Source organism: Allobosea sp. GW822-FHT05A11, from assembly GCF_058800455.1.
On record NZ_JBXAMI010000005.1, the window covers coordinates 22,235 to 45,483 of the forward strand.

Here is a 23,249-nt window from a genome sequence, read left to right on the forward strand (position 1 = left end):
CGCTGCCTAGAGGCAGCCTGCAGGGGAAAGAAGAGAATGGACAACTACTTTGGCAAGCTGGCGAGCGACGTGAAGACGGGTGCGATGTCGCGCCGTTCCTTTATCCGTCGCATGGCTCTCGCCGGGATCTCGGCCCCGCTCGCAACGCAGTTACTGGCCCATCACGGCGTGGCGATGGCCCAGACGGCTCCGGCCTACAAGCCGACCAAAGCCGGCGGCGGTGGGACTCTGAAGATCCTGTACTGGCAGGCGCCGACTGTCCTGAACCCGCACTTTGCAACGTCCACCAAAGATCAGGATCCCTGCCGGATCTTCTACGAACCGCTGGCGGGATGGGACAAGGAGGGCAATCTCGTTCCGCAACTCGCGGCGGAGATCCCCAGCAAGGCGAATGGCGGGCTGTCGGAGGACGGAACCCAGGTCACCTGGAAACTCAAGAAGAACGTCAAATGGCATGACGGCATGCCGTTCACGGCGGACGACGTCGTTTTCACCTGGGAGTATGTCAGCGACCTCGCCACATCGGCCTACACCACCGGCACCTACAAGGACATTCGCGTCGAGAAGATCGATGACCACACGGTCAAGGTGATCTTCAAGGAGCCGACGCCGTTCTGGGCCGACGCCTTCGTGGCAGTGGCCGGACAGATCATCCCCAAGCACCATTTCGCGCCCTACAAGGGCGCAAAGTCGCGAGAGGCGCCGGCCAATCTGAAGCCCGTCGGCACCGGTCCTTATAAGCTCGTCGACTTCAAGCCCGGCGACATCATCACTGCCGAGCGCTTCACCGAATACCACGTCTCCAACCAGCCCCATTTCGATGCCCTAGAACTCAAAGGCGGCGGCGACTCGATCTCAGCGGTCCGCGCCGTGATACAGACCGGGGACTACCACTACGCGGCCAATGTTCAGGTCGAGGACGAAATCCTGAAGCGTCTCGAAAACGGCGGCCGGGGTCGCGCGATCTTCGCAGCGAGCGGGAACATCGAGATCATGATCCTCAACACCACCGACCCCTGGACGGAGGTCGATGGTGAGCGATCGAGCATGAAGAGCAAGCACCCGACGCTGTCAGACCCCGAGGTTCGCGAAGCCATCAATCTGCTGATCGACAGAGATTCGATCCAGAAGCACATTTACGGCCGTGCCGGTATCGCGACGGGCAGCTATATCAACGAGCCCAAGCAATTCAAGTCGAAGAATCTGGGTTACGAATTCAATATCGACAAGGCCAACAAGCTGCTCGACGAAGCCGGGTACGCGCGGAATTCCGCGGGCATTCGCGAGAAGGACGGGAAGAAGCTGACTTACGTCTTCCAAACCTCGATCAACAGCCCGCGCCAGAAGGTGCAGATGATCGTCAAGCAGGCGTGCCAAAAAGCGGGGATGGACATCGAGATCAAGACGCTCAACCCGGCCTCCTATTTCTCATCTGATGCGGGCAATCCCGATACGTTCTCGAAGTTCCACGCCGACATGCAGATGTACACGATCACGCAGCCGGCGCCGGACCCGGCCAAGGCGCTGATCCAGTTCAACTCCTGGGATATCGCCAACAAGAACAACAAATGGCTCGGCCGCAACGCCTCGCGCTTCTCCGATCCGGTGGTCGATCAGACCTTCGCGGCCGCGCAGAAGGAGATGGACCCGGAGAAGCGCGCCGCGCTCATCATCGAGATCGACGAGATCGTATGCGGCTCGCATATCATCCTGCCGCTGCTGTGCAGGACGCGCGTGGCCGCTGCCGGGAACGATCTGGTGACGGACTTCAGTGGCTGGGACGCGGATACCTGGGCGATCGCCAGCTGGTATCGCGGCTGAGGACGGCAACGCCCGCGCGCGTTCAGCGCCCGGGCGTCAGCATTTCCGCGAGCGCCCGGGACGTGGATTGGTCGAGCGAAGCCAGCAAGCGCCAAGCCTGCGCGGCCCGCTCGACGCCGAGAGGCGGCGCAGCGCCGTCCATGAATTTGCCTTCCAGCACGCGCGGTGGAAGCGGATTGCTCCAATGCCCGCGTGGCTTGGCCTGTTCCCTGCGCCAGAGCGGGCGTCCTCGCCGGACGACGTCGAGAGCCGCCCTGTCCGGGTTCGTGTCGTCGAAGCCATCCCCCACACGCAGTTCGATGCGCTCGGCCATCGCTGTGATCGCGCTATCGCCGAGCGCTTCTTGCGTGAATTCCCGCTCGCCGACGGCGCCGCGCGTCAGTGCGCAAGCCAGGACATGCTCGACGCTGAACTTCGCCTGCAGTCCGGTTGACGGACGCGACGGCTCTCGCATCCGTTCGAGCCGCGGTGAAATCGAGACGATGATCCGTTCGATTTGGGCCGGATGAAGCGCCCCTTCGTGCAACCCGTCGAGCGCAATGTCGATCGCGGCATGGACGAGCGAGCAGCAGGGATAGATCTTGAACGTCACCCCCGGCCGCTCGATCTCCAGCGGATTACCGGCAGCGCAGGGAGATCGCTCACGGGCCACCTCTCCGGAAAACAGCGAGACGAAGCCTCCGGGCGCGTCGAGCGCTGTGGGATTGGCGGTGAAGCCGCCTTCGGCAAGACGCGCCGCGAGCACACCGTTCTGCGCCGCGAGCCCGGGGCCAAGCGCCTTGGTCATCGTGCCGAAATTGATGCGAAGACCGCTTGCCATCGTTGTCGCGATGCCGAGCGCGTGGCTCATCCGAGTGGGGTCGAGGCCGAGCAACCGCCCCGCCGCCGCGGCCGCGCCGAGCGTGCCGAGCGTCACCGTGGTATGCCAACCGCCTTCGGCGTGGGCGGGGTTCATCATCCGGCCGAGCTGCCCCGCGACCTCGATCCCTACGATGTAGGCATCGACCAGCGCGGTGCCGGGAGCATCGACGGTCTCGCCCAGGGCGAGGATAGCCGGCACGATCGGAGCGGAGGGATGCCCCTTCATCGACTCGTTGGTATCGTCCACCGCCAAGGCATGCGCGGCAGTGCCGTTGAGAAGCGCCGCATCGCGCGGCGGGGCACGCAGCGTCGTCCCCCAGACGCAGGAGCCGGTCTGGCCTGCTTCGACGGCGGTGCGAGCGATGACCGACGCCCCGTCCTCCGCGCCGGCAAGCGCGCTGCCGATGCAGTCCGCGATCGCCAACATGGCCATCTGGCGTGCGGCAGGTGCCACCACGCCGAGGTCGGCCGCCGCCGCAAACTCCGCGAGCCTTCCGCACGCGGAGATCGGGCTGACCTCAGCCCCGGTGGGAACCCTCTCGGCAGCCACCGCTTCAGTCCAGGAAGACGCCGCGACCGGCGCGGAAGTAGTCCTCGATATGGCGCTCCATCGTTGCGAGATACTCCTCGGTGGCGTGGTCGACCTGCTCCTCCGTCGGGTTACCGCGCCGCGCGAGAGCTTCGGCCACATCGGAGAGCGCCCGCTGCGGCACGACCGCGATGCCCAGGTCGCTGGCGGCGATGACATCTCCGGGGTGGATGATGACGTTGCCGCAGTTCACCGGAACGTTGATCTCGCCGGGGCCGAGCTTCGGCCCCGAGAACGGATGCATCGCGATGCCATAGACGGGAAAATCGGCCTCCTGGGCTTCACCGACATCGCGATAGGCGCCATTCACGACGATGCCCGCGAGCCCCCTGTCGCGCCGCGCCATCTTAAGCATCTGGAATCCGCCGACCGCCCATTCTGTGAAGCCCTGCGCATCGACGACCAAGACGTCGCCAGGCTCGACCATGTTCAACGCCCGGAACACCGCGAGATTACAGCCCGGGGGGCATTTCACCGTGGTGGCAACGCCGACCACTGGCTTGCCGGGCGAGTAGAGCGACCGGATCTGGGAGGACATGGTGTACATGCGGCCGACCAGATCGCAAATCAGGCTTGTATCCAGCCCCTCGAGCTTCCGGACTGTCTCGGGGTCGGGGCGGGAGAAACTCCGCGCGATGGTGAATGGCACCAGCGGATATTTCCAGCGCCGATCACTGTTGAGTTCGAACGTCATCGCGTTTCCTCGCATCGTCTGACGGTGGTGTGCTGAGCAGCGCCTCCGCCCCGGCTCGTAAAAGGCCGAAAAGCAAAATAGAATCGAGAATAAAACTCCTGCGCGGCAGTCGATTTCATGCGCCGTGCAAATACTGCGTCGCAGGATTACATCATCGAGAATTCTCGCACTGCATGTTCAGCGCTGTAAAGCGATGTGTTATGATCGACTGGTTAGGTTTTCTAATCGGCGGTTGCCATGAGCAGGGTTCCAACAATCGCCGCTTTGCAGGCTTTCGAGAGCGCGGCGCGACATGGCAGCTTCACGCGGGCCGCGTTGGAGCTCCATCGGACGCAAGGGGCGATCAGCCAGCAGATCAGACAGCTGGAGCAGCAGCTGAATACGGCACTCTTCGAGCGCGTCCAGAAGCGCGTGGTGCTGACCGCGGCTGGCACGCGCTATCTCGCGGATGTCCAGAAAATCCTCCGCACATTGTCCGAGGCAACGAACCGCGTCGTCGCATCGGGCGGCAGGAACATGCTCAGCATCGCGGTGGTCCCGTCCTTCTCCAGCCGTTGGCTGATCCCGCGCCTGCCAGATTTTTTTGCTGGGCATCCCGATGTGGTGATCGATTTCGTCTCTCGCGGCGACCGGTTCGACTTCAAGGACTGCGATGTCGATGCGGCGATCCATTACGGCAAGCCGGCCTGGGCCGGCGCCTCGGTCGAGTTCCTGATGGACGACGACAAGGTGGCGGTCTGCAGCCCCGCCTTCCGGCGGCGCCATGGCATCAAAGGGCCGGAAGAACTCGTCGTGACGCCACTCCTACAGTTGCGCACGCAGAGCGCGGCCTGGCCAGATTGGTTTGCCCGAGCCGGCGCCCCCGCGCGTGATGTTGCCATGGGCATTTCCTTCGACAGCTTCAACATGATCGCGGAAGCCGCCAAGGCAGGGCTGGGCGCAGGGCTGGTCCCGCGTGTCCTCGTCGAGCGGGAACTCGCGAGCGGCGAACTCGTGCTCGTTTCCGACACGACCGTGCCGGGCGACTCGGCATATTACTTCGTCAGCCCCGAGCACAGCATCAACCTGCCGCTGGTGAAGCAGTTCAGGCGGTGGATCCAGAAGCAGGTCGAGGCCACCGCGCCCGGGGCTCGCGGCCCCGCCAAGGCGCGGACGGGGAACTGAGCCGGACCCGGCCAGCTAGTCCAGCACCTGGTTGCGCATCGGCTGGCCCGCGAAGAAGCGCTCGATCTCCAACCAGAGCTCACCCATCTTCATCAGCACGGCATCGGCCGTTCCAGTGCCAACATGAGGCGTCAGCACTACGTTGTGAAAGCTGGCGAGCGGCATCGGCTGCGGAGGCGGCTCGACCTCGAAGACATCGCATCCGGCCCCGCCGAGATGGCCAGACCGCAGCGCTTCCGTAAGCGCAGCCTCGTCGACCACGGGTCCACGGGCGCAGTTGATCAGCATCGCGCCGGGCTTCATCAGGCCAAGTGCGTGTCGGTCGATCAGATGGCGCGTCCCCTCCGTCAGCGGAACGTGCAATGTGACGATGTCGGAGAGGCCCAGCAGCGTATCGAGCGGCTTTCGGGCCGCATTGAGCTCGTGCTCGACCTCGGCCGGTATCTCCGCAATGTCGTGGTAGAGAATGGAGACGCCCCATCCGGCGAGCCGCCGCGCCACCTCGCGGCCGATCCGTCCGAAACCGACGATACCGACCGTCTTGCCGCAGATGTGGCGCGATTCCGGCCGAAGGTTCTGGGCGAGCCAGACGCCTTCCCGCAGTTGCGCATCTAGGAAGGGCAGCCGTTTGCCGACTGCGAGCATATGCATAATGGCATGCTCGGCGACGCCCGGCCCTGTACCAGCGGGAAGGATCGTCAGCGCGATGCCGCGGCGCCGCAAGTCGATGCTGTCGCAATAGTCGTGATAGCCCACCCCGTTGAATGCGACGACGCGCAGCTTCCCTGCCGCGTCGAGATAGTGCTCCTTGAGCGGATGCCCGCCGAGCAGGAGGGCATCGACTTCAGCGATTTTCACGATCCGCTCCGCCTCCGAACCGGTTTCGAGCGTGACCAGTTCCACCCAGTCAGGCATCGACCGGCGGATAAAGCTCAGCATCTCCTCGTTCGCAAGCGCGAAGTAGAGAAGCTTTATCGTGTTGGGCATGGACACCTCGCGGCCGGTCTGAAACTCGAGCGCCCCAACAGTCTCCATGCTGCACAATGTCATCCGCAGGACAGGCCCAATGATAGACGGTTGGAGTAAGAGAAGAACAATTTGTATAGCGTATCCAAAGATCATATCGAGCGAAATAAATTTGGATTCTGATTAGTTTTCCTATTGATTGAAACTGGGAGATACCGCTTTTGATCATCGGTGGAACGGCTGCAGGTCCGCCGTATGCACGAATTCCATTTGGGTCTCTTAGCGGAATGGTTTGCGGTGGTGAATTTTTTTACGCTCGGACGGCGGCCTCGCGCGGCCCATAATTGAGGGATCTTCTTCAAGTATTTCTCGACCATCTCGCGAATGGATCGCTCGATAGCAATACGCTGCACTCCACCATCTCCGCCGAGTTCGACCGAATATATGGTGTCGCTATTGGGGCCCTTCGACGGTAAGTACAGTCGCAGTCTCGCCGGCAAGGACGCTATTCGCTACAAGTGGTGAGCAGGATCGCCGAGCCGCCGGCGGGAACAGGCAGACAAGCGGACTTTCCGATACGGATGGTTATCAGACATCTTGGCAGAAATTGTTGCCGGGATAACTTATCGACGAGAAATTCTTGCTTACTACCCGGGCGTGCCGCGTCGCTTTGTCTGTCAGCAATGCGCTCATTGTCCGCAACGTGAACTGCCACCTGGACCAGAACTGGAAACCTCGGCTTCCCGGCAAGGACCGAATGTCCGCCCATGGCGCAACGCTGCAGAACGTACGGCGGTCATCCGCTCATTTGGCATAGATCGACGCTGCGATCAAAGTCCCGGTCTGGACGGTAGCCACGAGCGGCTCTGCCGCTTCAAGGGCGATCGCGTCTCCCGCTGAGACGTGATGCGCGGTGCCGGTTAGACAAAGGTGGGCGTCTTCCTTCACGGCATAAAATGCATGGGCGCCCGGTCGAAAATCTGCACTGCTCCCTGCGCCCATGGCCGTCATTCCACCGGTGGCCTCGGATCGGTTGATCATCAGATTGAGGACTTTTACCGGTCCATTTTCCAATCGGCTGACAATCTTCAACTCGCCGCCATACTGAACCGGCTTCAAAGGCTCGGACAGGTCGATCGTCGCTGAGCCCGCGTCGAGAAACAGGCCTTCGCCTTCTACGACAACCTGATGGCGATCGTAGCCAGTATGGTCGGAGAAGGCTGAGGCCGAGATGATCTCGGTTCGCGCAAGACGCCAGACCAGTCCATCCCATCCGGTTGCGAGACCGCCTTCAATGCGAGTCTCGGCAACAATGTCCGTTGAACCCAATCCGTTCTTCCACGGCTCGATCACGTAGGAAGACTGCGGAATATTGCACAAGTTCATCATTTCAGAGGCCATCCGGAGCAGTTTTCGAAGCAAGGGGCGAGCGGCCGGGCTCGATGACGCAGCCGTAAGAAATGCCTGGGTGCAATTTCGGCAAATGGAAACACAGCGAGATTAGATGTCGCAGTACATTTTCTGGATTCGCTCCGCGTAATCCGACAGCCAGTTCGCGATCTTTGCAACCGAGGGATCATGGCTGCGCAGCGGCGATGCGATGAGGTATTCGCCGAACTCGCTCTTCTGGACCTCCCGGTTGATCCGCACCAACCGTCCCGCTCGAATGTGAGGCCCGATCGAGTATCGCCAACCGAGAGCGACGCCGCGACCTGCTATCGCGCCCTCCAGGGCCTCCGCATAGGTCGCCTGCAGACGGATGTCCATCCGATCCACCTCGTCCGGATAGCAGGCACGCCAATCGAGCGATGCGGTGAATGGCTTCTCCATCTGGAGCAACGGGCATTTCAGGAGCTCCGCATCCGAACGCGCGACAAATTCCGGACTAGCAACTTGAAGGACCTCGCCCGGCAGCAGCAGGCGATGAAAAGAGTTTGGCTGCGCTCCAGCCATGAAACACAACTGAAGGTCGTACTCGGTCGCGGAAGGGTCCGCCCGGAAATCGAGGCAGACGAGATTGACGGGTATCTCGGGAAACGCGTTGCAGAGCGGCCCGAGCGCCGGCAGGACCCATCCGGAAGCAGACGGGGTGATACGAAGCGTGACGCCTTCGGCCGGCTTGGCGCGCATGGTCCGCTCCAGCTGATGGTCGATATCGACGAAGGCCCGCGCAAGCGCGCTCTGTAACTCAAGGCCTGCGTCCGTTACTTTCAGGCGCTTGCCGTTACGCTCGAACAAGGCAACGCCGAGCCTTTCCTCGAGATCAATGATACGGCGGCTGATCGCCGGCTGCGAGATCCCGAGTTCGGCCGCAGCCTTGGTAAAGCTTTCGAGACGCACAGCGGCCTCGAGTGCGGTCAGGTTGTCCCAGGAGCCTATCCTGCGCCGCAAGCCTCTGATCGAAATCGGATATCGGCTGTTTCCAGACTGGGTCATGCCCGAACGCTAGCACGCGGAACTTCGCGCTTTCGAGCACCTTCGCTTGATCGACGCCACGGAGGCACATGGTGCGAGGAGGCACGCACCATGTGCCTCACGATCACGAGCGCGTACGGGCCGGCGCGCTCTCGGCCAGCCAAACGCGTTCCATGAAATGCGGATGAATGAGCGGATGCGTGGTGTATTCGTTCACGTACTGGCCGTGGGCGGAAAGATAATCGCGGTAGAAGGGCACGAGCCAGGGTAGGTCTTCCATCAGCATCTTCTGCGCCGCGGCATATTTCTGCGCGCGCTCCTTGTCATCGGCGGTCATGCGCGCATCGGAGACGAGCTTGTCGAACTCGGGCTTCTTGTAGCCTGAATCGTTATAGGGCGCGTCGCTCGTCAGGAATTGTGTGAACATGCCATCCTCGGTCGGCGCCATGTTCCACAGGGCGACGTAGCAAGCCGCCTTCTTCCAGACATTGGCGACGTATTCGTCATAGGGCACGACCTGGACATCGACTTCGATGCCGGCGGGCTTGACCATTTCCTTGAATGCAACCGCCAGCGTCGCACGCTCCTTCGGCGAGTTGCTGGCGTAGCAGGTGAACCGGATCCCCTTCGAGTGGCCGGCTTCCGCGAGCAGCTTGCGGGCCAGCGCATGATCGGGCTGGAACGGCTCCAGCGGCAGGCCGAACCGGTATTCCGGCGATATCGCATTGTCGTAGGCGGCCCGACCATAGCCTTCGAGAACGATTTCTTGCAGCGCATTGCGATCGAGGCACAGGCGGATGGCCTGGCGGACCCTGACATCCTTGAACGGGTCGGCATCATTTCGCAGGACGATGTTCATGAAGCCGCCGGTCTGCTGGCGGCGGCCGACGATGTTGCGCGCCTTCGAAATCCGGCCGTAATCGGCATTGCCGACGCGCAGCATGACGTCGCTCTCGCCGTTCAGGAACGCCGCCGATTCCGCCGCCGCATCCGGGTAGATCGCCACCTCGATGGCGTCGAGCCGCGGATAGTCGGGATTGAAGTAGTTCTCGGAGCGCACGACGAAGGTCCTGCGTCCTGGCTCGTGCCTGTCGAGCTTGAACGGGCCAGAGCCATGAACGACGGTCTCGAGTACCTTCGTGTCGCCTTCGAGGATCTTCTGCGGGATCAGCCGAAGATTGATGTGCGCCAGCGAGACCGGCAGATTCGCATCGCGCGTCCGGAGCGTGACCTTGAAATGCTGCTCGTCGATCACCGAAACGTCCTGCACGGGACCGATCGAGCGCATCGCCGGCGACGAGTTCTTGGCATCCAGCACGGCCTTGATCGAGGCCGCAGCGTCAGCCGCCCGAGCCGGCGAGCCGTCGTGAAATGCGAGACCGGCGCGCATCTTGAAGGTGTATTCGGTCAGCTCGGCGTTCGCCTGCCAGCTCTCCACGGCGTCGCCCTGCGGCTTCATCTCACCGTCTAGACGCGTGATGCCCTGGTAGAGCATCTCGTTCAGGAGATAGCCGGTGCTGTTGAGCTGCACGAACGGGTTCAGCGATGCCGTGCGCTCGGCGACGCTGACGCGCAGGCGTCCGCCCTTTCGCGGCGTGCCGGTCTGGGCCAGCGCGGGATGCGCGGCGCCACCGAGCAGAGCCATGCCGAGGGCGGTGCCGCCTGCGATCACGTTCCGGCGGGAGAACTGACGGGTATCGGTCATTCGTTTGCTCCTCCAAGCTGTCGATCAGAATACGGAACTGAATGTCGGAGCAGGCCGCAGCGAACGGCAGCCGGTCTCGGTCATTTCGAACGAGGCCGAGCGCAGCATGAACCCATGACCGGGCACATGGAGCGCCGGCACGATATGCATCGTCATGCCTGGCTTGATTTCGGAATGGTCGCCCGGCTTGAGCTGGACAAGGCTTTCCATCCAGCTGACGAAAGACAGGCCGATTCCATAGGCTGCACGATTCATGAAGTGCTCGGACAATCCGGCTTCTTCGATGATGCGGCGGCACAGCAGATCCCCCTCGTGCGAGGTCATGCCTGGCCGCAGACCTTCCATCACGGCCGCCGTGGCCTCGTCGCAGGCAGCGAGCAGGCGCGCGCGCTCGCGATCCGGCTCGCCCTTCGTCAGCGTCCATTCGATGGGCGCGTTGTAGCGCTCGCAGGTGCCGGTCATGACCAGGACGGCGCAGTCTCCGGGCCTGGGTGTGTCATGGTTCCAGGCACTGTGCGCCATTGCCGTGCGAGCCCCGGAGGTGACATGGGGGCCGGACACCGGCGTCTGCCCGCCGGACGCGCCGATGAGGGCGGCGAAGGCCGCGGACGTCGCGTCCGAGCCGTTGCCGCCGGCACCCAGCACCGCAACCGCCGCCGATGCGCCTAACATCGTGATCTCGCCGGCGCGGCGCAGGGCGCGCAGCTCGGCCTCGGACTTGATGCGCCGCAGATCGGTGATGCAGCCGGTCACATCCAGGGCCTCGCCGGCCTTGCCGGACAGATACTGGGCATCGCTGAACGACAGCGACGGACGCGCCAGTTCCAGGCCCAGGCGCCGCGGCGGGCCGCCGGCAAGATCGGCGGCGAGGCGAGCGAGCGCCTGCGCGAGCGTTTCGACGTCCTCGTGGAACCCCCAGTCGACGCACCAGGTCCGCGTTGCCCAGTGGGGTTGCCAATGACGCTCCAGGGAACGCGTGACGAAGAAATGGCGGCCATCCGCCGCCAGGAGCACGGCTTTGCCACGCACGCGGCCGCCGATATCGATGCCAGTCAGATAGACGATGCTCTCGGGATCGGTGACCGCGACCACGTCGACATTATGCTCGCTCATCCAGGCTCGCACCCCGTCGCGACGGCGCGCGAGCTCGGTCACGGGCATGGCCCATGCGTCATCCTTCAACGTAGTCATGTCTCTTCTTTCAGGCGTTCGGCCGGGGCCCAGAGTGGCGGTACGGCTTCGAGTTCGGGTGTCGGAATGTGGCAGGCGACGAGATGGCCATCCCCGACATCGCGGAGCATGGGCCTTTCCTTCGTGCAGACCTCGCCGAGGCGGCGTGGACAGCGCTGGTTCAGGCTGCAGCCGGGAGGCGGATCGCGGGGGTCCGGGCGGTTGCCTTCGAGGCGCACACGCCGCGTGTCCAAAGCCGGATCGAGAGAGGGAACGGCGCTGAACAGCGCTTCGGTGTAGGGATGGTACGGGGCCGCGCGTGAGGCCGTGCCTCGCATTTCGACGATGCGCCCGAGATACATCACCACGATGCGGTCGGCGATGTGCTGGACCACATTGAGATCGTGCGAGATGAAGAGATAGGACAGCCCGTGCTCATCCTGCAGATCCGCCAGCAAGTTGAGGATGGCGCCCTGAACTGAGACGTCCAGGCCGGAGGTGATCTCGTCGCAGATCATCAGCGATGGTCGGCCGGCCAAAGCGCGCGCGATGCAGACGCGCTGCTTCTCGCCTCCGGACAGTTCGTGCGGATGGCGCGAGGCGTAGTGCTCCGGCAGGCGCACCATTTTCAGCAATTCCGAAACCCGCGCTGCGAGGCTGGTGCCACGAATGCCGTCACGCACGGCCGCCGGGCGGCCCAGTATCTGACCGATCGTCCTCTTGGGGTTCAGGGCCGCGTCGGGATGCTGGAAGACGATTTGAACGTCCTTGCGATATTGCACCGAGAGCGCGTGCATCGACTTGAAGGTCGTTCCGCGATAGCTCAGCGAACCGTCGAACTCGACGAGTCCGGCGATGGCCTTCGCGAGGGAGGACTTGCCGCAGCCGCTTTCGCCGACCAATCCAACGGTTTCGCCCGGAGCGATCGCCAGATCGACCGTCTTTGTCGCCCGGAAGGTCCGGTCGATCGAGCGAAACCTGTCGAACAGGCGAGGCTTGCCGTAACGAACATCGACGCTTTCGAGCCGAAGCAGGGGCGAAGCGTTCGGTGCGAGCGCCCGTTCGGCCGGCTGCTGCCAATGCGGCTCGGCTGTCTGCCCATAGGCCAGCACGCGGCGCCGGATCGCCTGTTGGCCAGAATTCACCTGGCTGCGCAGCAGGTTGCGGGCGTAGGGATGCCGCGGGCTGCGCAATAGAGCCTCGGTCGGCCCTTGCTCCACGATCTCGCCATGCTGAATCACGGCGACGCGGTCGGCGATCTCCGAGACGGTTGCCAGATCGTGGCTGATGTACAGCACCGAGACCCCGGTCTGCTGCTTCAGGCTTCGCAAGAGGTCGAGAACCTGCGCGGCCGTCGTCGGGTCGAGAGCCGTCGTCGGCTCGTCGCAGATCATGAGGCGTGGCCGCATGGAGAAGGCCATCGCGATCAGGATTCGCTGTTTCTCGCCACCGGAGATTTCGTGCGGGAAGCGCTGCATCATCGCGCGCGGATTGGGGAGATTGACCTGATCGAGAAGCTCATGTGCTCGCTTCAACTGCTCGGCCGCGGAGCCCTTCTGGCTGAGGCGGATATTCTCGAGCAGTTGATCGCCGACGCTCATGATCGGGTTCAGCGACGCCATGGGGTCCTGATAAACCATGGAGACGAGCCCGCGCCTTAGCTCGCGTAGCCGCTGCGGCGAGACAGAGAGGATATCCTCGCCATCGATGGCGATGCTGCCGCCCTCGACGACGGCGTTGCGCGCGAGATAGTTCATCACCGCATAGGCGAGCGTGCTCTTGCCGGAGCCGGATTCCCCGACCAGTCCGACGACCTCGCCCGGTGCGACGCGCAGGTTCACGCCCTTGAGCACGGTGGTCTCGCCGGCCCTGGCGCGGTAGCCGATCTTCAGATCGGCAATGACGAGCTCCGCCCCGTTCATCGCGAGGCCCTCAGGTTCAGCGCGTCCCGGAGACCGTCGCCCAGCATGTTGAAGCCGATGGCGGCCAACGCGATGCCGAGGCTCGGCCAGAACACCAGCCAGGGATTGCGAAACATGAATTCGCGGGCATTCGAGATCAGCAGGCCCCAGTCGGAAGAGGGCGGCTGCGCGCCGAGGCCGAGATAGCTCAGCGTCGCCCCCAACATGATCGCGAAGCCGACTCGGATGGAGGCTTCGATCAGGATCGGCGGGATGACGACCGGCAGGATCTCCCGGAACATGATGTAGCTGCGCGGTTCGCCACGGGCGATGCAGGCCTGGACGAAGTCGCGTTCCCTGACCGTGAGCACCGCGCTTCGGGTGATGCGGGCGAGGCTCGGCGCAAAGCCCAGCGCGACGGCGGCGATGGCGTTGATCGTGCTGCCACCGAGTACGGAGACGATGAGCAGGATGATGATCAGGTTCGGGATCGCCAGGAAGACATCGACGATCCGCATGATCAGATCGTCGAGCCGGCCGCCGAGAAATCCCGCGAGCAGGCCGATGGTGGCGCCCGCGGCGGTGCCGAGTACCGTGGCTGTAATGCCAAACAGGATCGTCGCCCGGGCGCCATGGAGCATGCGGCTGAACAGGTCCCTGCCGAAATTGTCGGTTCCCAGCCAGAATTCCGCGCTCGGCCCGGACAGGCGGCGCGTGACGTGGAAGGCCTCGGGGTTGTAGGGCGCGAGCGCGGGCCCGAAGACCACGGCCACCATCAGCACCGAGAGGATGACGACCCCGGCAATACCCAGGGGGTTCCTCAACAGGCGGCCGAGCCAGGGCGGCATGAGGTCAGTCATACTTGATGCGCCTGTCGACGAGAGCATAGGAGAGATCCGCGATCAGGTTGGCGAGCGCGTAGATCGCCGAGATGATCAGCGCGACGCACTGCAGAAGCGGCAGGTCCCGGTTCTGGATCGCGAAGATCATCAGCCGCCCGATTCCGGGATAGGCGAAGACCTCCTCCACGACGAGAATGCCGCCGATGAGGTAGCCGACATCGAGGGCGATGATCGTGATTGTCGGCAGCAGGCTGTTGGGGAGCGCGTGGCGCCAGAGCACGGCGCGGTGCGAGAGCCCCTTGAGCCGAGCCGTTCGGACATAGTCGCTCTCGAGCACTTCGACCATTTCCGACCGGGTCTGGCGTGAGATATGGGCGGTCATGACGATGGTCAGCGTCACCGCAGGCAGGACGAGATGGCTCAGGAAGGCGGCCACGCCGCCTTCGGCGACCGAGACATATCCACCGGCAGGAAACAGGCCGAGCTCGGGGCGGGTGAAGATCACCAGCAGCAGCGTGGCGGTCACGAACTCGGGCAACGAAACGCCGATATAGGACCCGACGCTGACCGCGACGTCCGTCGGCCGCCCCTGCCGGTCGGCAGCGAGGACGCCGAGGGGGATCGCTACGATCGTCACCAGAATGAGCGCGACGGCCCCCAGGACCGCAGAGCGCGCGAGCGCCGTCAGCGTCAGGTTGAGGACAGGCTGTCCGATCGCCAGCGAGGTGCCCCAATCGCCTCGAAGAATGCCGCCCAGCCAGTCGCCATATTGGACGATGCTCGGCCGGTTCAGCCCAAGCTTGATGACGAGTTCTTCGATCTGCCCGGGCGCGGCATGCTCTCCCAAGATCATCTGGGCAGCGTTGCCCGGGAGAATTTGGGTAACAAAAAATATCGCAGCCGAAATGAGAAATAGCGTAACAATGATGTAAGCTAATCTCTTGAGGATAAACTCTGCGGACATCCTGTTCTAAATTCCCCTGCGTCGTCAGGTCGCCTCAAATCAAAGGCGTTCTTATGCCGACTAAGGTAGGTTAGAAGCATTCAATCCGATCTCAAGATGGTTTCTCGTTATGTCGTTATACGGTCAGATTATAAGCGAGCCGACGAGCGAGAAGCACTCCTATGGGCATCTTCGATTGGTTGTGGCTCGCCATTGCTTAGGCAGCATGTCGGAAGGGACACGCAGACGAGCGCTCGGATGCGCGAAATCCGTTCCCCAGGCCTGCAACGCCAGTCCGGCTTGAGTGTCGACGTGCGCACCGAAATTATCGACAGCCCCGTTCTGGTCGATGCCTAGATCGGCCCAGCGGGCTAACAAGACAGGACAGCTGAACTTCAGCTCATCGACCGCTTTTGCGAGCGGCAGCAAATGACCGCTTTTCGGCTGGATCCCAAGGTCCGCTTCTGGCGCGAGGCGGCTGACGTCTGGAGTTCGTGTCGAAGCTGGTGCCGGCCATCGTAGGTGCCCCGGCCGCGGTGCTGAACGGACCACGTTTCTCTCTGGGCAATCGTTCGCTGCGGCATCTGGCGCGGTGGAACGCGTCACGAACTGACGGTAGAAGCGTCGTGGCTTAGTGCGGCATGTCGGGCTTCCGCTGGCGTAAGGCCATAGCGCGCCCGGAACTGCCGATAGAACGTCGAAGGCTCGGTGAAGCCGGCTTCGAAGATGATGTCCGCGATCCGCCGCAGCACCTGCCGGCGATCACAGAGACAGGCATGGACATGGGCCAGCCGCCGCTCCGCGAGATAATCTGAAAAGCTCGTGCCGTCCTCGGCAAAGAGTTGGCGGATATAGCGATCGCTGATGCCGAAGGTCCGCGACAACTGCCCGGCCGAGAGGGCGGGGTCGAGGAGATTGCGGTTGATATGCTGCTTGAGACCGGCCAGCCGCGCCGCCCGGACGCCGGACGAGGGAGGGCCGCTGCTCCCCGTCCTGAACGCCTCCGCCAAGATGTCCGCGATGTGCCGCGCGGCCAGCGGTGCAAGAGCGGCTGGCGTCTCCATCCTGTGGAGCGACATGAGGTAGTCGAAGAGCAATTGATGCGCCGGCTGGGTCCGGCCGATATGGTCCGGTGCGATATCGTCGAGATTGCCGACCAGCGGTGCCAGGAGCGAGCGCTTGAACTGCAGCGCCATGGTCCATTGCGAATCCTCGGTCTGGATCGACCAGCGTCGGTCGAGCGGCAGGATCGCGGCCGTGCAGGGCCTGGTCTCGACATCGCGCCCCGCCATGGCCAGCCGGTAGCCGCCGCGGTTCCAGGACAGGATGATGTCGTCGTTGTCGTCCGCCATCAGCGCCGACGTGCGCTGCCAGCTCATCGGCGAGACCGCGCCCAGCGTGCACATCATCTCCGGCAGGATCAGCGTCCTGGCGTCGAAGGCAAGATCATGGCCGCGGGCTGGCTCGATCTGCAGGCGCATCTGGATGCGGCCGTAGAAGTCCCGGATGAATTCGTCGCGATGATGCTCGGGGACGTCGCTGACTGAGAACGAGGCCGTTTGGACGACGTTTTCGGCGGGCATGGGCGGTGATTTCCAGGGAGCGTTGCAAAAGGTGAGCGAGTTTTCCCGCGATCGCAAGAGCGCTACGGCGACCGAGTGCCGCCAGTGCAAGCTTTGGTTCCGCGGGTGCCACACGCGATCCGAAGGGCTGTGCTAGCGGAATGATGCTGGCCGTGGCGCCGGTCGCGGAGGCGGCTCATGCCGGAGGGGGCGAAGTGGCGACATCGGTGGCGGTGAATGCCGCGAATCCGGTCCAGTACATGGCGATGGATACGGCCGGCCTCGCGCCTAGGGACGCCGTCGCGCTCTGGCAAGAGAGCATCGGCGTGTTCTACGATGCGCGGCCTCATGGCGATCCCGATGGCCGCTTCCATTTCTTCGCCGATGCCTCGCATCTGGGCGATGCCATCCTGACCCGCTACGCCTGCACGGTCCATAATCACTATGATCGGTCGCCGGCCCGCATCAGCCGCGACGGGCTTGACCATGTCACGCTGCAGCTGCTGCGCGGGGGCCGGCACGGCCGCCGCGATGCGGCATCGGGCGAGCATGCGCAGGCCGGCGACCTGATCGTGGCCGATCTCGCGCAGACCCAGGCGACCGTGGCCTTCGATCTCGACAGCTTCAACCTGACCTTCCCGCGCCGCATGCTCAGCCCGCTGCTCAATGCGCCGGACGAGCACAATATGCGCGTCGTTTCCGGCAAGGCTCCGCTGACGGCTCTGCTGCGGAGCCATTTGGAGAGCCTGCACCGCCAAGCCCCGCGCATGCGCCGCGACGAGGTCGAGGCGATCATCCGCCCGACGCTCGAACTGGCGGCGGCTGCGCTCAACATGTCGGTGACGGAGGAGAGGGCCGCCGCCGTCAGGCTGGCGCTGACAGGGCAGATCCGGCGCCATATCGATGAGGCCATCGCGGACCCCGCGCTCTCGGCCGAGACCGTCGCGGCAGCCTTCGGCATCTCGCTGCGGAAGCTCTACTATCTCTTCGAGCCTTATGGCGGCGTCTCGGCCTACATCACCGCGGGGAGGCTGCGGCGAGCCCGCGTGATGCTCGTCGAGCCGTCCTATCTGGCGATGAGCGTCGCCGATGTCGCCGAAGCCTGCGGGTTCGCCTATCGCACGAATTTCGTCCGCGCCTTTCGCAAGCTATTCAGCGTGACGCCGCGCGAGGCGCGAGCCCACGCAGCCGAAGGGCGCCGAATCGTGAGCCAGTATCCGAGCGGGCCGAACATGTGGCACTGGATCCGCCGGCTGCGCTGAAGCAGGGCTGCCGGCTTCCGCTCCCGCTGTCGGTTTTGCAGGGACGGATACGAACGCCGCAGCCAGAGATACAATTGAACCGGCTCGGCTCCATTTCCTTGCAGGCCCACCGAACCTCCCCCCAAAAGCGCCAGAGAGAGGCTGAGGGAACGATCTCCCGGCTCGGCGCCCTGCGCCCCGCATCAGCCGGGTGCAAGGCGCCCTGCGGGTTGCCCCCGAAGCAACGAGATGGCGTTTCGAGGGGCGATCGATGCCGAAGGCGAATTCCATTATCTGGTCCGGCCAGGCCACGCAGGCAGGGCGCGCCGCTGCGGCGAGGCCGGTGGCCAGTCCGTGGTCAAAAGGCAGGTCGCAGGATTACAGGATCGGCCTGTGTCGCCTGCTCCTGGCGAGCACGGCCTGTATCGCGCTCGCGCCGGCGCTGCCCGCCGGAGCAGCCGACTGGACCGGCGTCGTTTCCACCGACTGGTTCGACAACGGCAACTGGAATCCATTCGCCCCGACGATCGGCACGACCGCGAATATCAACACGGTCGCTCCCGGGCCGAACATCGTCGGCCTCGGCGCGATTGCCGACGAGCTTAATGTCGGTTTCACCGGGCCCGGGGGCCTCACGGTCATGGGCGGCGGGTCGCTGCTCACCACCAACACCTATATCGCCCGCACCACTGAGCTCGGAGCCGTTCTGGTGACCGGCAACGGGTCGAGCTGGACGAACACAGTCGATCTTAATGTCGGCTATCAGGACCAGGGCACGTTGACGATCGCGGCGGGCGGCTCCGTCATCGTCCACGGCAAGAGCGCCATCGGCTTTTCCGCTTCCGCCCTGGGGCTCGTCAGCGTTTCCGGCCTGAACTCGGCCTGGACGGTGGTTGGCCCCCTCTCCATTGGGAATTTTGGCGATGGCACCCTCAATATCGGTGCCGGAGGGACGGCGAACAGCGCCGATGCAACGCTTGCCGTTCAGGCCGGGTCGCAGGGCAAGGCCGCGGTCACCGGCGGCACCTGGGCGAGCTCGGGCCAGATCGTCGTCGGCGCGGCCGGCGCGGGCGCACTGGAGGTCACGGCTGGCGGCGTGCTCAATAGCGGCTCCGGTGTCGTCGGCAATGTCGCGACGGGTACGGGCGAGGCCATCGTCTCGGGCGTCGGATCGCGGTGGACGACCACCGGGAACCTGGTCGTCGGCGCCCAGGGCAACGGTCAGCTCACCATCGCCAATGGCGGCGCCGTGCTGAACAACAATGACGCCATCGTCGGCGATGCCGGGATCGGGCAAGTTACCGTGAGCGGGGCGAATTCCAACTGGACGGTGACCGGCACCAACATCCTCATCGGCAATGGCGGCAGCGGTGGCGCCCGCGTCGAGGCTGGCGGCGTCGTCCAGACGGGGAATGTGCGGCTTGGCCAACTGAATGGCGGCGGAAGCGGTAACGTCGAAGTCACCGGCGCAAACTCGCGCTGGGACAGCAGTGGCGCGTTCTCGATCGGTCGCGCCGGAATCGGCACGATGACGGTGCTCGATGGCGGCAAGGTCACGTCCGGCACATTCGAGCTCGGCTTCAATCCGACCGGCGTGGGAACGCTGACCGTCTCGGGTACTGGGTCGAGCTGGCTCGGCAGCGCCGATCTCCATATCGGCGCTGCCGGCGCCGGCACGCTGACCATAGCCGATGGCGGGGTGGTCAATGTCGCCGGCACGGCGCATATCGCCGCGGCTGCCACCTCGGTTGGAACGTTGAACATCGGCCGGGCGAAGGGCCAGGCCGCCGCCGCGCCGGGCTCGTTTGCGGCAGGCGCGATCTCTTTCGGATCGGGCAGTGGCAAGATCGTCTTCAATCACAGTTCGGACAGCTACCAGTTCGCTGCCGGCATGAGCGGAACCGGAGCGATCGAGGTGGTTTCCGGCAGGACCAGTCTGACCGGCGATTCCAGCGGCTTCACCGGCACGACGACGGTCGAGAGCGGGGCGCTGGCGGTGAACGGGCAGCTTGGCGGTGCGCTGGATGTCTGGACGGGCGGGCGCCTCGGCGGCGTCGGTACCGTGGGCAGCACCGTCGTCTCCGGCACGATCGCGCCGGGCAACTCGATCGGGACGCTCAACGTCGCCGGCAACATCACCTTCAACCCCGGCTCGACCTACGAGGTTGAGATCGACGCCGCCGGCGCCTCGGACAGGATCGTCGCTGCGGGCACGGCGACGATCAATGGCGGCGCGGTCAATGTCCTGGCGGGAGCGGGCAACTACGCCCAGCAGACGCAGTACACCATCCTGACCGCGGTGGGCGGGCGCAACGGCACCTTCACCAGCGTGACCTCGAACCTCGCCTTCCTCGATCCCGCGCTCGGCTACGACGCCAACAACGTCTACCTGACGATGACCCGCAACGATGCGACATTCGTCGGCATCGGCCTGACCTGGAACCAGATCTCCGCCGGCGGCGGCGTCGAGAGCCTTGGGCCGGGCAATCCCGTCCAGAACGCCGTGCTGAGCCTCTCAGCGGATCAGGCGCGCAATGCCTTCGACCAGCTCTCGGGCGAGATCCACGCCTCGGCCCGCACCGCCCTGATCGAGGACAGCCGCTTCCTGCGCAACGCCGTTAACGATCGCCTGCGCGCGGCCTCCGGCAGCACGGGCGCGGCCGGCGAGCCGGTCGTGACCTATCAGAACGGCAAGCCGGTCGCGGCGCCTGCGACGACCGATCGTTTCGCGCTCTGGGGCCAAGGCTTCGGCTCGTGGGGTCGGACCGACGGCGACGGCAACGCGGCGAAGCTCACGCGCAAGACCGGCGGCTTCTTCATCGGCGCCGACGCTCCCGTCTTCGGCAACTGGCGTCTTGGCGCGGTCGCCGGCTACAGCCGCACCGATTTCGACGTGAAGGGCCGCAATTCATCCAGCACCAGCGACAATTACCATCTCGGCCTGTATGGCGGCGCGACCTGGGGCGCGCTCGCCTTCCGCACGGGTGCCGCCTATACATGGCACGACATCGCGACCAACCGGACGGTCAGCTTCCCCGGCTTTGGCGACCGGCTGAAAAGCGACTACGGCGCCGGCACCGCGCAGCTCTTCGGCGAGCTCGCCTATGGCTTCGCGCTGGGCGCTACCCGGATCGAGCCCTTCGCCAACCTGGCCTATGTGAACCTGCACACGGACGGCTTCCGCGAGACGGGCGGGGCTGCGGCGCTGGTCGGAAGCTCGGCCGATACCGATGCGACCTTCACGACGCTCGGCCTGCGCGCCCAGACTGCGTTCAATCTCGGCGGGGCCAACCTGACGGCCAAAGCGACGCTCGGTTGGCGCCATGCCTTCGGTGACGTCACACCACTTGCGAGCCTGCGCTTCGCCGGTGGCGGCAACGGCTTCGACATCGCCGGCGTGCCGATCGCACGCAATGCGGCGGTGATCGAGGCCGGGCTCGACTACGCGATCGCGCCCAATGCCTCGCTCGGCCTCAGCTATGGCGGGCAGTTCGGCTCAGGACTGGCCGACCATTCGGCCAAGGCCAACTTCAATGTCAGGTTCTGACGAACCCGCATCCGCAAAAGCAGATCCGCCAACTGTTCGGGGGATCGCCTCATCGTCAGTGAACGGCTATGGCATCACCTACGTCCCCAACGACATAGTGGGGCGGCAGCTCGCGTCGGGCGAACTGGCCCTGGTGCTGGACGACTGGTCGCCCTTTTTCGGCGGCTATTTCCTTTGCTATCCCAGCCACCGCCAGAATCTTCCCGCCTTCAAGGTCGTTGTCGATGATTTGCGCTACTGAAGCCAGGCAGGATCAGGACGGTCTTCTAACATGTGCTGAAAGCCCGCTTTCCGGCAGGGCTCGAATGTCCGGAGTTGGCGCTGGGTAGCCTCAGATGCTGACCTGACCATCGACGGTGGTTACGCACTGGCCGCCAACGAAGATGGCTCCAGCGGAATCGATCCTCACTGAGATCTTGCCATCCCGGCCGACGCAACGGCCTTGCGATGCCTGATATTCGACGCCGCCTTCTGGCATCAGGCTCCGCAGGGCACGGAACACCCCCACACTGCCGTTTCCGCTTCCGCAAACCGGGTCTTCGGGAACGGTCACGACCGGAGCGAAGGTCCGGACTTCGATGTCCTGGCTGCCACCGGGCTCGAACGCGAAAGCAGTGACGCCGGTGATGGAGTGGCGTCGGCTGAATTCGGTCAGACGTCCCATGTCGGGCTTCAGATCGAGAAGCCCTTCGACACTCGGCACCTGCGTGATCAGCCAGTTTGGGCCGACATCGACGGTTGCTGGCTCCGCGTCCCATACGATCCGGGTGCCGAGGATGTCTTCAAGCTCGCGCACATCTTCGATCAGTAGTGTGGCGACCTTCGCCTTCGGCAGAGAGAGCGTCAGCAGCCGGCTCGCCCCCGTGCCTTCCACGGCTATATCAACGAATCCGGCTCCGCACTCCTGCACGAGCTTGCCGTCCTTCGGCTCCGCGATGCCCGCTTCGAGGATGGCATGGGCGCTGCCGAGCGTCGGGTGACCGGCGAACGGCAGCTCATGGAGAGGGGTGAAGATGCGGAGGAGATAGCTCGCCTCCGGTTTCGTCGGTGGCAGAACGAAGGTGGTCTCGGATAGATTGGTCCAGCCCGCGATAGCCTGCATCTGCACAGTCGTCAGCCCCGTGCCGTCGAGCACGACCGCCACCGGATTCCCTTTGAACGGGGTGGCGGAAAAGGCGTCGACGACCTTGTAGGCACGGGTCATAGCAGGCTCCGGTTCAAAAACGTTGGCATATGCCACTATCTTTGGGCAGGACGCCGATGTCTGCCCTGTCAACAGCAAGCGTCATGAGAAACAGAAGGCAAAAAGAACGTCCAGCCGAGCGCTGCAACGGAACAGCGTTGCGCAAGGCCAGCCGTCACTTGTCGCAATTCTATGATGTCGCGATCGCGCCGAGCGGCCTTGGCTGCACGCAAAAGGCGATCCTGGCGACCATCGAACGAGAGGGGCCGATCACGATGGGAAGGCTGGCCGACGAGTTGCTCATCGACCGTTCGGCACTGTCACAGAACATGAAGCCGCTGGAACGGGATGGCCTCGTCGTGGTCGCGGTAGATCAAACGGATCGTCGCGCGAAGAGGGTTTCCCTCACCAACCACGGGCGGGAGCGACATGCGGTTGCACACCCGCTGTGGGAGGCGGCGCAGAAGCGGTTCGAGGAAACCTACGGCCCCGAGGACGCGCTTCAACTGCGTCATCTGATGGCGCGCATCACCAATCTCAATCTGTAGTTAGCAGAAGCGGTCACTCCGATGTTCGACCTTCCGACCATTGAACCTCTATCAGCAAACGTTTGAAGCTCCGAGGACTGGTACGAACGGCCCTCGG

Annotated in this window: 18 protein-coding genes; 6 read left to right on the top strand and 12 right to left on the bottom strand. The window is 64.1% G+C overall.

Features of this window, described 5'->3' with window-relative positions; translation table 11 throughout:
• Nucleotides 1-36 precede the first annotated feature (36 nt).
• Nucleotides 37-1,821 carry a peptide ABC transporter substrate-binding protein gene (locus AC1RLU_RS17145; RefSeq protein ID WP_492797652.1) on the top strand — a complete coding sequence of 595 codons (1,785 nt, stop codon included), beginning with the start codon at nucleotides 37-39 and terminating at the stop codon, nucleotides 1,819-1,821.
• A gap of 22 nt (nucleotides 1,822-1,843) precedes the next feature.
• Here AC1RLU_RS17145 and AC1RLU_RS17150 read toward each other — a convergent pair whose 3' ends face one another.
• Together AC1RLU_RS17150 and AC1RLU_RS17155 are read right to left on the bottom strand one after the other, a co-directional pair.
• A complete protein-coding gene (locus AC1RLU_RS17150; protein WP_492797002.1) occupies nucleotides 1,844-3,232 on the bottom strand; it encodes an MmgE/PrpD family protein in 1,389 nt (462 codons plus the stop codon).
• A gap of 4 nt (nucleotides 3,233-3,236) precedes the next feature.
• Nucleotides 3,237-3,965: an RraA family protein gene (locus AC1RLU_RS17155; protein ID WP_492797004.1), complete on the bottom strand. Its 729-nt coding sequence runs from the start codon at nucleotides 3,963-3,965 to the stop codon at nucleotides 3,237-3,239.
• A gap of 237 nt (nucleotides 3,966-4,202) precedes the next feature.
• On the opposite strand from AC1RLU_RS17155, the gene gcvA reads away from it, so the two are divergent.
• Nucleotides 4,203-5,129 (top strand): transcriptional regulator GcvA, encoded by a 927-nt coding sequence (gene gcvA, locus AC1RLU_RS17160; protein WP_492797006.1) that lies wholly within the window; start codon nucleotides 4,203-4,205, stop codon nucleotides 5,127-5,129.
• 15 nt (nucleotides 5,130-5,144) lie between these two features.
• Here gcvA and AC1RLU_RS17165 read toward each other — a convergent pair whose 3' ends face one another.
• The 9 genes from AC1RLU_RS17165 to AC1RLU_RS17205 all read right to left on the bottom strand — a co-directional run bounded on the left by AC1RLU_RS17165 (nucleotide 5,145) and on the right by AC1RLU_RS17205 (nucleotide 16,654).
• Nucleotides 5,145-6,164, bottom strand: coding sequence for a 2-hydroxyacid dehydrogenase (locus AC1RLU_RS17165; RefSeq protein WP_492797008.1), 1,020 nt, complete (start codon nucleotides 6,162-6,164; stop codon nucleotides 5,145-5,147).
• Between the two features lie 735 nt (nucleotides 6,165-6,899).
• Nucleotides 6,900-7,496 carry a HutD/Ves family protein gene (locus AC1RLU_RS17170; RefSeq protein ID WP_492797010.1) on the bottom strand — a complete coding sequence of 199 codons (597 nt, stop codon included), beginning with the start codon at nucleotides 7,494-7,496 and terminating at the stop codon, nucleotides 6,900-6,902.
• Nucleotides 7,497-7,595: 99 nt separating this feature from the next.
• Nucleotides 7,596-8,531, bottom strand: a complete 936-nt coding sequence (locus AC1RLU_RS17175; RefSeq protein WP_492797011.1) for a LysR family transcriptional regulator — start codon at nucleotides 8,529-8,531, stop codon at nucleotides 7,596-7,598.
• Nucleotides 8,532-8,634: 103 nt separating this feature from the next.
• The gene (locus AC1RLU_RS17180) at nucleotides 8,635-10,215 is read right to left on the bottom strand and encodes an ABC transporter substrate-binding protein (RefSeq protein WP_492797013.1); all 1,581 of its coding nucleotides are present in this window, start codon (nucleotides 10,213-10,215) and stop codon (nucleotides 8,635-8,637) included.
• A 24-nt stretch (nucleotides 10,216-10,239) separates the two neighbouring features.
• Complete coding sequence (locus tag AC1RLU_RS17185; RefSeq protein ID WP_492797015.1) at nucleotides 10,240-11,406, bottom strand: M24 family metallopeptidase; 1,167 nt, start codon at nucleotides 11,404-11,406, stop codon at nucleotides 10,240-10,242.
• Nucleotides 11,403-13,307, bottom strand: coding sequence for a dipeptide ABC transporter ATP-binding protein (locus tag AC1RLU_RS17190; RefSeq protein WP_492797016.1), 1,905 nt, complete (start codon nucleotides 13,305-13,307; stop codon nucleotides 11,403-11,405). Before AC1RLU_RS17190 ends, AC1RLU_RS17185 begins: the two co-directional genes overlap by 4 nt.
• On the bottom strand, nucleotides 13,304-14,146 hold the full coding sequence (locus AC1RLU_RS17195; protein ID WP_492797018.1) for an ABC transporter permease: 843 nt from the start codon (nucleotides 14,144-14,146) through the stop codon (nucleotides 13,304-13,306). Before AC1RLU_RS17195 ends, AC1RLU_RS17190 begins: the two co-directional genes overlap by 4 nt.
• Entirely contained in the window at nucleotides 14,139-15,092 is a 954-nt protein-coding gene (locus AC1RLU_RS17200) for an ABC transporter permease (RefSeq protein ID WP_061970776.1), read from the bottom strand. The genes AC1RLU_RS17195 and AC1RLU_RS17200 overlap by 8 nt, the downstream gene beginning before the upstream one ends.
• Nucleotides 15,093-15,673: 581 nt before the next feature.
• Nucleotides 15,674-16,654: a helix-turn-helix transcriptional regulator gene (locus AC1RLU_RS17205; RefSeq protein WP_492797020.1), complete on the bottom strand. Its 981-nt coding sequence runs from the start codon at nucleotides 16,652-16,654 to the stop codon at nucleotides 15,674-15,676.
• Between the two features lie 140 nt (nucleotides 16,655-16,794).
• Between AC1RLU_RS17205 and AC1RLU_RS17210 the strand changes: the two genes are divergently transcribed.
• From AC1RLU_RS17210 to AC1RLU_RS17220, 3 genes are all read left to right on the top strand, one after another.
• Nucleotides 16,795-17,895, top strand: a complete 1,101-nt coding sequence (locus tag AC1RLU_RS17210; protein ID WP_492797022.1) for a helix-turn-helix transcriptional regulator — start codon at nucleotides 16,795-16,797, stop codon at nucleotides 17,893-17,895.
• Nucleotides 17,896-18,145: 250 nt separating this feature from the next.
• Nucleotides 18,146-21,421, top strand: coding sequence for an autotransporter domain-containing protein (locus AC1RLU_RS17215; RefSeq protein ID WP_492797024.1), 3,276 nt, complete (start codon nucleotides 18,146-18,148; stop codon nucleotides 21,419-21,421).
• Complete coding sequence (locus AC1RLU_RS17220; protein ID WP_492797025.1) at nucleotides 21,408-21,662, top strand: LysR substrate-binding domain-containing protein; 255 nt, start codon at nucleotides 21,408-21,410, stop codon at nucleotides 21,660-21,662. The genes AC1RLU_RS17215 and AC1RLU_RS17220 overlap by 14 nt, the downstream gene beginning before the upstream one ends.
• Nucleotides 21,663-21,752: 90 nt before the next feature.
• On the opposite strand, the gene AC1RLU_RS17225 is transcribed toward AC1RLU_RS17220, so the two are convergent.
• A complete protein-coding gene (locus AC1RLU_RS17225) occupies nucleotides 21,753-22,625 on the bottom strand; it encodes a PhzF family phenazine biosynthesis protein (protein ID WP_492797026.1) in 873 nt (290 codons plus the stop codon).
• A gap of 56 nt (nucleotides 22,626-22,681) precedes the next feature.
• Between AC1RLU_RS17225 and AC1RLU_RS17230 the strand changes: the two genes are divergently transcribed.
• Nucleotides 22,682-23,152, top strand: coding sequence for a MarR family winged helix-turn-helix transcriptional regulator (locus tag AC1RLU_RS17230; protein ID WP_492797028.1), 471 nt, complete (start codon nucleotides 22,682-22,684; stop codon nucleotides 23,150-23,152).
• Nucleotides 23,153-23,249: the final 97 nt, after the last annotated feature.